Raw genomic sequence first — 13338 nt, forward strand, 5'->3', positions numbered from 1 at the left:
AGATTGTCTCTTATGTTTAAGCTTCAACGACAGGAATACGACTAAGATCACGTTCCGCTTGGGTTTTAGGGCGAATTTGTCCACGAACTTCTGCAAATTGGATATGTGGGTCTTGTTGTTGTTGCGACTTCGCATTGATAAAGGTCACAAAACGTTTACGAACTTCAGGATCTTCAATTGCAGTGCGCCATTCATCTTGATAAGTTCCAACCACATGGCTCATACGGCGCTCTAATTCTGTCGCGATGCCTAAAGAATCATGTATCACCACATCTTTTAGATAATCCAAACCACCTTCCATATTGTCACGCCACACTGAAGTACGTTGTAAACGATCGGCTGTTTGGATATAGAACATAAAGAATCGGTCAATGTATTGAATTAAAGTTTGCGTATCTAAATCTGAAGCCAGTAATTCGGCATGGCGTGGTTTCATTCCACCATTTCCACAGACGTAGAGGTTCCAACCTTTTTCAGTTGCAATCACGCCCACATCTTTACTTTGTGCTTCTGCACATTCACGGGTACAGCCTGAAACCGCCATTTTTAATTTATGTGGTGAACGTAAGCCTTTGTAGCGGTTCTCAAGAAAAATCGCTAAACCTACAGAATCATCCACGCCATAGCGGCACCAAGTACTGCCTACACATGACTTTACTGTTCGTAATGACTTCCCATAAGCATGTCCAGACTCAAAACCTGCATCAATCAGTTTTTGCCAAATTTCAGGTAACTGATGCACTTGCGCACCAAACATATCAACACGTTGTCCACCTGTAAGTTTGGTGTATAAACCATATTCTTTGGCAATTTGACCAATGGCAATTAAACCATCTGGGGTTACTTCACCACCAGCCATACGCGGTACGACGGAATAAGAGCCGTCTTTTTGGATATTGCCCAGATAATAGTCATTGCTGTCTTGTAGTCCTGCATGACTTGGTTTTAAAACAAAATCATTCCAACAAGAGGCTAAAATATTGGCAACTGTTGGTTTACAAATATCACAGCCCAAACCATGGCCATGCTGTTCAATCAAATCATCAAAGCTTTTAATTTCATTGACCCGAACCAAGTGATACAGCTCTTGACGAGAGTAAGCAAAATGCTCACAAAGATGGTTATTGACTGTGACGCCTTGACGCTGTAACTCTGATTTTAAAACTTGTGTAACTAAAGGTGCGCAGCCACCACATGCCGTTGCAGCTTTGGTGCATTTTTTCAAAGCGCCTAATGAAGTCGATCCATCAGCGATTGCTTGACATATATCTGCCTTGGATACGTTATTACACGAACAAATAGTGGCACTATCAGGCAATAGATCGACTCCACTCCCGCCTGCTTTAGCGGCAGACTGAGCATATCCCGGCATGATTAAGCTTTCTGGATTTTCTGGAATAGCCAAGCCATTCAACATCATTTGCAATAAATCATTATATTCTTTGGCACAGCCCACCAGTACTGCACCTAATAATTGTGTTTTCTCCTCATTGACGACGATTTTTTTATAAACCATCGCAGCTTCATTTGCGTAGAAATAACTTAATGCATTCGGTGTCATTGCATGTGCATCGCCTACGGATGCAACATCTACCCCCATGAGTTTTAATTTGGTACTCATATCTGCACCAGCAAACGCACTGCAACTTTGTTGCATCACGTGCTTGGCTGCAATACGTGCCATATCGTAGCCAGGTGCGACTAAGCCATAAATTTTGTTATTCCATAACGCACATTCACCAATCGCATAAATATCTGGATCTGAACTTTGGCAATAGTCATTGATCGCAATACCGCCACGCTCCCCCAAAACTAAACCACTTTGACGGGCTAATTCGTCACGCGGACGAATTCCTGCGGAGAATAAAATAATGTCGGTTTCAAGTTCAGAGCCATCACCAAATTTCATCAAGTGCGTACTGTTCTGACCTGCTTCAATCGCAGAAGTGGCTTTTTGGGTATGGACTTTTACACCGAGATTTTCGATTTTTGCCCGTAACACCTTACCGCCTAAATCATCAATTTGAACGGCCATAAGGCGAGGTGCGAACTCAACCACATGCGTTTCAAGGTCTAAATCTCTCAAAGCTTTTGCTGCTTCAAGACCAAGCAAACCACCACCAATCACGACACCTGATTTGGCATTTAAACTCGCTGCACGAATTGCATCCAAGTCATCAATGGTTCGATAGACAAAACAGTTTTCGCGCTCATTTCCCGGAATAGGTGGGACAAATGCATAAGAACCTGTGGCAAGTACCAATTTATCATAGGCAATCACATCACCCTGATGGGTGGTGATACGTTTATTGACTGTATCAATTGCGATGGCTTTGGTACTTAAACGAAGATCTATGCCATAAGCATCGGCAAAGTCTGAGCGACAAAGAGTTAAATCTTTTGCTGATTTTCCAGTGAAATATTCTGTTAAATGTACCCGATCATAAGCGAGGCGTGGTTCTTCAGCCAAAATGGTAATTTCAATTTCATCACCCGCATGTTCCAACACAGATTCAATAAATTTGTGCCCAACCATTCCATGACCAATCATGACAAGTTTCATTTCATTCTCCTCAATTCACCTTTGCTTTTGTTATTTGTGACTCAATTAAGCCGCACTGTTGTGTTTAATACTTGTGGTCGCATTTTGTTCCATGCTATTGCGTTCAAGTACAGCGGCTTCAAATAACTTTTGCTCTTTTTCTTTATGTTCAACTGAGAAGCGGATCATCAACACACAACTCGCAGCGATTACCACCAAACCGCCCAACACCATTAATGTGGTTTGAATATCCAACATGCCTTTTAATAAAAAACCTGCTGCCACCGCACCAACATTTCCACCAGCACCAATGATTCCTGCAACACCACCCAGTGCATCACGATCGATAAATGGCACCAGTGCATAAGTTGCCCCACAAGCCATATGGGTAAATAAAGCAAAGACTGTCATTGCAAGTATTGCTAAAATTGCGGTATTCATTTGTGAAAACACGATGAGAAAAACACCTTCCATCAAGATCATGGCAAACAGCACTTTGGTACGCCCATCCAAACCCTTTTTTGTCGCCACTTTGTCTGAAACAATGCCACCTAAAGCACGAGCGAAGAGTGCCAATAAACCGAAAATACCTGCTGCCATTCCTGCTTCTTTTAAACCAAATTTAAAATGGTCGACGTAATACATTGCGACAATGTTATGGATGAAAATTTCAATACCGAAGCATGCTGCATAAGCACCGAATAGGATCCAAACACGATAGTTCTTTGCAGCATGAACTAAAATTGCCATACCCCCTTTCTTATCACTGCCCACTTGTACACCTTGTGCACGAAGTTCTTTAAAATTACCTTGTGGCGCATCTTGAGTGAATTTCCAGTACATCGCACCGACAATCAGCATCAGTACACCCGGTACAACCAGTGCAACTCTCCAGCCCATTGCTTGTTCCACACCAAACATTACCAATGCTGCAAGCATCAAAGGCATCAAAGCTTGAGTTGCACCACCACCGGCATTTCCCCATCCTGCGGTTGTTGCATTTGCTGTACCTACGACATTTGGCGCAAACATGATACTGGTGTGATATTGTGTAATCACAAAGCTGGCACCAATTGCACCAATCAAGAGTCGGAAGAATAAAAAGGATTCATAACTATTTGCAGAAGCTACACCAAATACGGGGATACTGCCGATGATCAACAATGCTGTATAGGTTTTACGTGGACCATATTTATCACATAAAGGTCCCACGATTAGACGGACTAAAATGGTGATGGCAACAGCAGCGATATTAATATTGGCAATTTGATCTTTGGTTAAATGAAATTCACCTGCAATCACGGGCATTAAAGGCGCACAGGCAAACCATGCAAAAAAACAGACAAAAAAAGCGAGCCAACTCATATGGAAGGCCCGCATTGCTGCGCTGCTGAAACTAAACAGATTTATTTTTGTTGCTTTTTTCGCATCTAAATTTGAAGACATAGCTTCGATCTCCTGAACTGAACGCATATAAGTTGCTGTTATGCACAGGGCATATCAGTAACGATCAGAACGGACGTCGTTGGCCGTCTTACAAATTTTGAAAGTCTTCTTTGACTTGCTTATGTGTAAGCATAGTTCGTGCCAATTTTTTTAAACCTCTGTTTTTATATTTAATTTTATTCGATCAGCTTTAAATGAATAAAATTAATGGTGCCTTTTGAATTAAAATATAAAGATTTAAACAGTGCTGTTCTCTTTCTCCTCACCACTTATTGCATGTTTAGAATGCAAATTGCGTCAATACAGTGCATTCGATCTATTTGGGTTCTTCAACCCTTGATTCATAATCTAAACTGAGCGCTGTAAAAGAATTGGCACCGAAATTGCTTATCATTGAGTGAATCTTTATGTCTAGACACCTTTAAGTTGTTGCATGTCAAAATTAAAAATTGCACTCATTGATGATGATATAGAACGTGCATCTTTTATCAGATCATCTTTAATCGAACATGGCTTTGAAGTCGTCGCTTGCCTGATGATTGATCATTTAAATAGTACGGACCTACAGCAACTCCATGCCGATGTAATTTTGCTCGACATGGATCATCCTCATCGTGACATCATCGAAAGTTGTGTCAGTCAGTTTGATTTACCCACTGTTTTATTTACCAAAAATTCGCAAAAAGACACCATAAAAAGTGCCATTGAAGCAGGCGTAACGGCCTACATCGTGGATGGAATCGATCCCGAAAAGCTAGAAAATATTTTAGAGATATCCATTGAACAATTTAAAAAACACAAAAAATTACTCAAAGATTTAAATGAAACCAAATGCAAACTTGCAGACCGTAAAGACATTGAAAAAGCCAAAGTGATGCTGATGCAGATGCATCAAATCGAAGAGGAAAAAGCATTCAGTTTATTGCGTAAAAACGCCATGAGCCATCGTATGACGATTGGGGAAATGGCACGGAAATTAATTGAAGCACAGGCTTTGCTTCAATCTCAATTTAAGGAATAACCTATGCATGCTCTTGAAAAAACTGATATTCAATTCGGCTATATTGCCTTATTGGACTGCACTGCAATCCTTTGGGCACAACATCAAGGTTATTTCACTGCACAAGGTTTAAATGTCACCTTGGTTAAAGAGCCATCTTGGGCAAGCCTGCGTGACCGTTTGGCTTTTGGTCTTTTAGATGCAGCACATTGCTTATCGGCGATGCTTCCTGCCGCTGCCACAGGCAATGATCAACTGGGAATCCCTTTACAAAGTACATTGGTACTCAGCACCAATCGTGCATTTATCAGCCTGAGTCAAAAGCTCTGTTATGATCTCGAAATATCTGCTCAAGATACACCACAACAGTCGGCCATGAAAATTGTTGATTCAATCAAACAGGGGCATCAAATCCAACTGGCACATGTATTTAAACAATCCATTCATCACTATTGCTTAAGAGAATGGTTGGCTTTGGCGGATTTAGATATTGCAAAAACACATCAACTGTTAACGCTGCCCCCACCCTATATGGTAGAAGCAATTTCTACCCAACTGATAGATGGCTTTTGTGTCGGCGAACCTTGGAATATTCAAGCACAAATTCAAGGTCATGGTCTGGTGATTGCTGATAGCAAACAGATTATTCCTGAAGTCGCAGACAAAGTTATGGCCACAACGCAGGAATGGGCGCAAAAACATCCTCATACTTTACATGCGCTTGAAGTTGCCATCCGGCAAGCACAACAAGACTTGAGATCAGTTGAATCTCTTCAACAGTTCTGGGAAATGTTAGAACAAAGTGAAATTATCCGTTTTAATTGTTCTCATTTGATTCATACCCAAGCCTTTTATAAAATTCAAAGTATTATTCGTTCTTTTGGGATGCAAGATCCCCCTAAAGCTGATGATTTTGAATGGATTTTGCAACAGATGTGCAAGTGGGAAAATTTAAAATTAGACCCGTCACAAATGAAAGCGATTGCAGTTCAATGTATCGGTAAGTCTATATTAAATCATTGAATCATCTCAATGAGTCAGCATCTAGGGTCTGTTGACATTTCATAAATGGCTTGCGTTGTCGGTTAAAATTGAGCAGGCATGAAATGAATAGCGAGACTATTTTTAAGTTTCATAACGTAGCCTGAGATAATTTTAACCACAACCCTTCGGGACTAGCGTGTTTTTTGTCGCTTCTTCGTTACGAACCACTCATTTAGAATGACTAAATTTCGTATTTCGTGCCTAGAATCGCCTAAAAAACACACCTAGTCGCAAACATAGACGAATTGTCAACAGACCCTAATATCTTTAAAAAGAATTAAATTTTTAAAGAGGTATTAAATATAGCAAAAGGAACTGAAGCCTATTGCTTTTAGGCCTCAGTTCCCGAATTCACAACTTTCATTTAGCACAAGACGTTAATAAGATACGTTTCGTGTCAGAAGAATCAGTTCAATATTTAAATTTTACATTCAAGCGTACCATCATTGGATCACCCCAGTTGACCAACTGAGCATTCGGTGTAGTTCCTGCTAGATATTCTCGATCAAATAAGTTTTTTATACTGAGCCCTGCACCCCAATTCTTAGTTTCATATCCTGCATTAACATCAAACAATGCATAACTTGGTAGATAAACAAAGTCAGCATTACGCTGCGCAGTACGAGAACCTTGATAACGAATACCTGCACCAATATTCCAACCCAGTTTATCTGGACTAAAATAATATTGAGTTGACAATGCGCTGGCATTTTTAGGTACATGATTACTACGCTTACCAATGTCACTGCTGATTACACTTTCAGTCACTTCTGCCTTTGGGATATAACTGTAGTTCGCTGAAATATTCCATTGATTGCTGATTGCTGCTGCCACTTCAGCTTCAAACCCTTGAGTGACTTGTTCACCTGTTTGAATTGAAAAATTTCCAGAAGCATCTGCTTCAGTGACATTTCTGCGGGTTAAATCATAATAGGCAACATAACCTTGTAAACGTTGATCAAGTGCCTGTAATTTGACCCCAACTTCGGCTTGTTTACCCTTTTCCGGATTCAGCAATTGTCTGTTTTCACCTACATCAGTTACAGGCATAAAAGAAGTAGAATAGCTGACATAGGGTGCAAACATATCATTGATGCGGTACATCACTGAACCGCTACCTGTAAATGCACGATCTGAATTTTTAGTGCTGGTATTTTTTAAAATATTATCAATTTCAATTTGTGTCCAATCATGACGACCTGATAGTCCAATAATCCAGTGATCATCTATCTTGATGGTATTGCGGAGGTAGAGTCCTGCATATTGACTATAGGTCAACTCTTGAGTTGGCGTACCTAATTTTGTACTGGTGATTCCATAGACAGGACGATCTGCATTAAAAGCATTAATGGTATCTGTTCGACGCGCATAATCACTTCGTTCTCGCATCATATCGACCCCAACCATCACATCATAATTGACCTTTCCAAAATCAAAATTACGTTGCAAATTGTTGTCCAGAGTATAGTTCAAATCCTGTTTGTCTTGGTTGTTAATTGCACGTTTTATTATCGGTAATGTATTGCTTCCCGATGCCAATATCGGATTACCCTGTGTATCTGTCTTCGTGATTGCAAAGTTCTGTTTAAACACCCAATCATTGTCAAAATAGTGTGCATAATTTGCACCAAGACGATAAACATCAACATCATAACCATGATCTGGCTCACCAAAAAACAGACTTGATGGATAGTTTTTATAATTGCCTTTGCTATAAGGAATACCCTGTTGACGGATATATTCACGATGTTGGTAACTGGCAATGACGGAGAGATCGTTTTTTTCGCCTAAGTCAAAATTGTAAGATGGCGCAATATATTGATTTTTAAAATAGACATGATCTGTCGGGTCATCCTGATCAGATACTCGTCCCACCACTCGAAAAGCACCTTTTGCAGTGTTATTGGGTGCATAATTAAGATCAAATGTTCCTTCTTTTAGACCATAACTTCCATAACTCAGTGTTCCTTTATAGGCTGTTTCGGCTTGCGGACGCTTGGTGGTTAAATTTACCAATCCTCCGGGCAAGGCAAGTCCAAAGCCCACTGAAGTTGGACCTTTAACCACTTCAATTGATTCTAGCCCAGAAATATCTTCAGCACGTAAAACATTATCCGATGCTTGGATCCGTAGACCATCAATAAAGGTTTGAGAACTAGAAATCTGTCCACGGATAATAAAGTCGTCCCATCCGCGACGACCATATTGTCCAGATGTCACCCCTGCGACACCTTCTAAGGCCTCAGCCACAGTTTTCGCCTGCTTTTGTTCAATTTGTTGCTGACCAATTGCACTAATCGAATGAGCTGTTTCAAATAAAGGCGTATTCGATCTCAAAACAGCATTTGCGGTTTTAGCTGCGTAAGCTTGCTGATCATTTGCAGCTTGAACCGTGATAGTGGGTAGTTTTTGAGTATCTGCTTGCTGTTCAAGACCAACCTCAGTTTGTGCATAGGAACTACTTGCCATGATAGCAAGCACGGAAAATGTCAGGGAGGATTTGTTAAATTGCATTAAACAACAGCCAAAAAAATTTAAAGGCAATTATAATCATTTTCATTTAAATTTATAATAATTTCATACTAAAAAATCACGTTGAATATCCTATTTTTTCCTTGTTCAATAAAATTTAGAAATACCATATTGTTGATTTATCTTTATTCATTTTTAAATATCAAGACTATATCGCATACCATCCAATATATAAGCATTAGATTAAAGATGTGATTACTACAAGATATTCAGTCATTTCCGCTGTGATTTATTTATTTTAGAAGTAAAAAATTCTGTCGATATTTTTGAAGTATTAGAGAACTTATTCCTTTATTTCATTCAATTCATTTCGTTTGATTTCTATTTTGAATGATCTGTACACTCTTAAAACATGATGATTAGAAAAACAATCCAACTGTTTGCATTGCTTCAATCAATCAAAATAGATTGTAAAATATAGCTTTATAAACACTTAATAACACATTTTTTAAATTTATTTTTAATATAAAAAATTTAACTATTTCATTCACTTTTTTTGACTCAATTTTAAATTGAATTGACAGCAACTATGGATGAATATATGATTAGCCACCATACTATATGGTAACTAATAAAATGAAGCTTGAACAAAAATACCAAGCCCTCTTGGATGAAGCGAGTAAACAGAACATTGCGAACATTGAAAGTATACGACTGTGTTTTCAAACCCTCTCTCTTGCTTCTTTGATTGACCATGACTGTGCAATACAACTTGCTCCACATGGTTTAACTGAAGCACGTTTTGTTGTTCTGTTCTTACTCGACTCATCACCTCAAGGATTGGCGCCTAAAGATATTGCACAGAGAGCAGGAATTACCCGTGCCACAGTGACTGGCTTATTGGATGGATTAGAACGAGATGGACTCATTGCACGTATTGCTGATCAGGGTGATCGTCGTGCTTTGCAAATTCGTCTGACTGCTAAAGGCAAACAAACAGCGACAATCGTGTTTGAACAACATAGTCGTTGGATTGCCCAGATTTTTGGCAACTTAAGCACCCAGGAACGTGAACAATTTTCAGCGCTTTTGGGGAAAGTTACTCAAAATCTGATTCATCAACAAACTTAGAGTATTTCAATACGTATAAAACAAATTTAAAACTTTAAAAACCACCGAAGAAAGGAAAAACAATATGTACCACTATCTTGTTGAATTATATACCCCCAATGCTACTTGGCAGGCACTTCCAAATGAACAACGAATGGAATATCTAAGCAAAGTTGGCGAGGCTCTAGGAAACTTGTCAAGCTTGGGCGTTGAAGTTTTGACCCTCACAGAAACCATTTCTCCGATCGATCAAAGTACACCACATCAATATTTAGGAATTTGGCGCTTTTCAGATTCAAAGGCGCGTGAAGCGCTTCTTGATGGGATTCATGCCAGTGGTTGGTATCAATATTTTGATCATATTAATGCTGCAGGCGCTGAAGGATATTTTCCTCAACACCTCCAAGCTTTGGTCAATAGTTGAGTGAAGTCGGACCATATTTGCATGAGCAAGTAAGCAAAATACAATATTTTTAGATAAAATTTATCCACTTAATCTGCCTCAGAATCTAGGTTTGAAAGTGGATAAATTATAATGATTTAAACAAATGATTTTTTATCGATGATTGATTTTCAAATCAGTGTAGACAAGCCTTTAATCTACATGTACGGCTACTCTTTTGGTTGTTTTGTTCTTACGGGTCACCAGTAGACCGCAAATGACCACTACAGTTGTTACACCCAAGGATAAACTTGTTTCATAACTGTATTGTGGTGATAAAAACATATAAGACAACACACTCATGATGACGACAATCACAAACCAAGTCAGCCAAGGGAACATCCACATTTTAAAACTAATCTGGGTGCCCTGTTTTTCCAATTGATATCGTGAACGCAATTGCGAAACTGCGATCACCAAGTAAACCACCAAAGCAATAGAACCTGTTGTAGAAAGCAAGAATCCAAAAACTTGACCTGGGAACATATAATTCACAGCACAACAGATCAAGCCAATAAAAGTCGAAGCAAATACAGCAATCGTCGGTACACCTGAACCATTAATTTGAGTGACCAATCTTGGTGCTTCTTTACGTGCACCCAAAGCAAAGAGCATTCGTGAAGATGTATAAACCGCTGCATTCATGCAACTTGCTACTGCGATAAACACGACGATATCCATAATCAGCTTGGTTTGAGGCACATTTAGGCTCACCAAAACATACTGAAATGTACCTAACTTTTGTAAGTCTGGTGAACGCCAATCGACTAAAGCAACGGCAAGAAAGATCGATACAACAAAGAACAAGATAATGCGATAAAGCACTAAGTTAGTCGCGCGTTTGATTTTTTCCTGTGGATTTTTTGACTCGGCTGCAGCAATTGAAAGAATTTCAATACCAAAAAATGAAAATGCTGAAATTAAAATAGCAGACAGTACACCCCCCATGCCATGAGGCATAAATCCACCATTGGAAAATAAATTGCCTACACCACTGACATCACGCGCCAAAGGCCAAAGTCCGAATACTGCTGCTGCACCAATCACAATAAACAATAAAATCGCTATCACTTTAATTAACGCAAACCAGAACTCAAACTCTCCAAAACTTTTAGTACTAAAAAAGTTGGCAAAACTCAGTAAGATAATAAATGCAAAAGCATAGATGGCACTGGACACTTGTGGAAACCAAGCATGTAAAATTTCTGCACCTGCAATTGCTTCAATTGGGATGACTAAGACCCAAAACCACCAATACAACCATCCAACGGTAAAGCCTGCCCAAGGACCAATGGCTTTACGTGCATAGGTTGAAAATGAACCTGTATCAGGTTGGGCTACAGCCATTTCACCGAGCATGCGCATCACCAAAAATACGACCACACTGGTAATCATATAAGCAAGTACAGCAGCAGGACCTGCCTTTGCAATTGCAGCAGAAGAACCAACAAATAAACCTGCGCCTATCACACCACCGATACTAATCATCGTGATATGACGGTTGGAAAGTCCTTCACCTAATTTTGTTGTTTTTGCACTATTCATATTTTATTCCTTTAAATAATCAGCACAAGATCGCATTTCAAAACTGTGCTTTATCGCAAAGCCTTAAATGATCATGTGCTTATCAAACTGTGAATTACATTTTTAAATTCCTATTAAAAATAAAGAGAGAAAACCAAGGATTTTCTCTCTGGATCACAATGCTAATTTAAAGTTGGCATGGCGAATTGTTTGGCCTCACGGATCTGTGCTGAAGGCCATCGTTGGGTAATGGTCTTACGACGCGTATAAAAACGAACACCGTCTGGCCCATAAGCATATAAGTCACCAAACAGAGAACGCTTCCAACCACCAAAACTATGGTAAGCGACCGGTACAGGCAAAGGTACATTTACGCCCACCATACCGACTTGAACATGGTTGGTAAAATAACGTGCAGCTTCTCCATCGCGGGTATAGATACAGGTACCATTGCCATACTCATGATCATTAATCAATTGCATCGCCTCTTGCATGGTTGCTACGCGTATCACCTGTAAAACAGGACCAAAAATTTCTTGTTGATAGCTGATCATCTCTGATGAGACTTGATCAATTAAAGTTGGACCAACATAAAAGCCTTGTTCATAACCTGTGGGTTGGGCATTGCGCCCATCCACCACAATTTTAGCACCTTGTTGTTCAGCACTTTGGATAAAAGCTTCTACTTTCTCTTTGTGTGCTTGTGTAATGAGCGGTCCAAAGTCATTATGCTCATCGGCATAGTGACCAAATTTTAATTGCTGCATTTCGTGCTTGAGTTTTTCAATGACGAGATCAGCAACCTCATCCCCAATAGCAACGGCGACCGACAAAGCCATGCAGCGTTCACCAGATGAACCAAATGCAGCACCCAACAAGGAATTGACAACATTATCGATATCGGCATCCGGCATAATAATGGCGTGATTTTTTGCTCCACCTAAAGCTTGGCAACGTTTGCCTGTAGAGGTTGCTGTACGATAAATATACTCTGCGATAGGAGTAGAACCGACAAAACTCATGGCTTGAACTTTGGGGTGATAAAGCAAAGCATCAACGGCTTCTTTATCGCCGTTGACGACGTTGAATACACCATCAGGTAAACCCGCTTTTTTCAACAATTCAGCCAAATATAATGCAGCTGATGGCGTCTTTTCTGAAGGTTTGAGAATGAAGCAGTTCCCACATACAATCGCCATTGGAAACATCCACAGGGGTACCATTGCCGGGAAATTAAATGGGGTAACGCCTGCAACCACGCCTAAGGGTTGAAATTCACTCCATGAATCAATATCAGGTCCGACATTTTTTGAAAATTCGCCTTTTAAAAATTCTGGTGCTCCACAGGCGTATTCAACATTTTCAATACCCCGCTGCAACTCACCTTTGGCATCATGGCAAATTTTGCCATGCTCCTGCCCAATCAATTCACAGAGTTTTTCTGCATTTTCCTCAAGTAATTGTTTAAACTTAAACATTACCCGAGCACGTTTAATCACGGGTGTATCACGCCATTCAGGGAATGCTTGCTGCGCAATATCAACAACATGATTGACCAGTACAGCATCAGCAATCGCAACGTATTTAGTGACTTTGCCTGTTGCCGGGTGATACACAGCTTGCTTTTTATTCGTCTTGGTCATCAAGCCACCTTGAATAAAGTGTCCTACAACATCGACTGTTTCTATGCTCTGTATACTGTCCACATCTGGTATTGCCTGACTAAAATCTTCTAAATTATTCATTACTGTTCCTTGT

General features: G+C 39.8%; 9 protein-coding genes. 4 read left to right on the forward strand and 5 right to left on the reverse strand.

Features of this window, described 5'->3' with window-relative positions:
- Positions 1-16 precede the first annotated feature (16 nt).
- The gene (gene nirB, locus OSH00_RS12695; protein WP_266130710.1) at positions 17-2563 is read right to left on the reverse strand and encodes a nitrite reductase large subunit NirB; all 2547 of its coding nucleotides are present in this window, start codon (positions 2561-2563) and stop codon (positions 17-19) included.
- Positions 2564-2608: 45 nt separating this feature from the next.
- Positions 2609-3988, reverse strand: a complete 1380-nt coding sequence (locus tag OSH00_RS12700; RefSeq protein ID WP_266130711.1) for an MFS transporter — start codon at positions 3986-3988, stop codon at positions 2609-2611.
- Between the two features lie 433 nt (positions 3989-4421).
- On the opposite strand from OSH00_RS12700, the gene OSH00_RS12705 reads away from it, so the two are divergent.
- Entirely contained in the window at positions 4422-5009 is a 588-nt protein-coding gene (locus OSH00_RS12705) for an ANTAR domain-containing response regulator (protein ID WP_266130712.1), read from the forward strand.
- Between the two features lie 3 nt (positions 5010-5012).
- A complete protein-coding gene (locus OSH00_RS12710) occupies positions 5013-6011 on the forward strand; it encodes an ABC transporter substrate-binding protein (protein WP_266130713.1) in 999 nt (332 codons plus the stop codon).
- A 432-nt stretch (positions 6012-6443) separates the two neighbouring features.
- On the opposite strand, the gene OSH00_RS12715 is transcribed toward OSH00_RS12710, so the two are convergent.
- Positions 6444-8546, reverse strand: a complete 2103-nt coding sequence (locus OSH00_RS12715) for a TonB-dependent siderophore receptor (RefSeq protein WP_266130714.1) — start codon at positions 8544-8546, stop codon at positions 6444-6446.
- Positions 8547-9140: 594 nt separating this feature from the next.
- Between OSH00_RS12715 and OSH00_RS12720 the strand changes: the two genes are divergently transcribed.
- Positions 9141-9635, forward strand: a complete 495-nt coding sequence (locus tag OSH00_RS12720) for a MarR family winged helix-turn-helix transcriptional regulator (protein WP_266130715.1) — start codon at positions 9141-9143, stop codon at positions 9633-9635.
- A 64-nt stretch (positions 9636-9699) separates the two neighbouring features.
- A complete protein-coding gene (locus OSH00_RS12725; protein WP_266130716.1) occupies positions 9700-10038 on the forward strand; it encodes a DUF6616 family protein in 339 nt (112 codons plus the stop codon).
- A 171-nt stretch (positions 10039-10209) separates the two neighbouring features.
- Here OSH00_RS12725 and OSH00_RS12730 read toward each other — a convergent pair whose 3' ends face one another.
- Complete coding sequence (locus OSH00_RS12730) at positions 10210-11601, reverse strand: amino acid permease (protein WP_266130717.1); 1392 nt, start codon at positions 11599-11601, stop codon at positions 10210-10212.
- 161 nt (positions 11602-11762) lie between these two features.
- Entirely contained in the window at positions 11763-13325 is a 1563-nt protein-coding gene (locus OSH00_RS12735) for a CoA-acylating methylmalonate-semialdehyde dehydrogenase (RefSeq protein ID WP_266130718.1), read from the reverse strand.
- Positions 13326-13338 lie beyond the last annotated feature (13 nt).

This window comes from Acinetobacter nematophilus, from assembly GCF_026344175.1.
Lineage (GTDB): Bacteria > Pseudomonadota > Gammaproteobacteria > Pseudomonadales > Moraxellaceae > Acinetobacter > Acinetobacter nematophilus.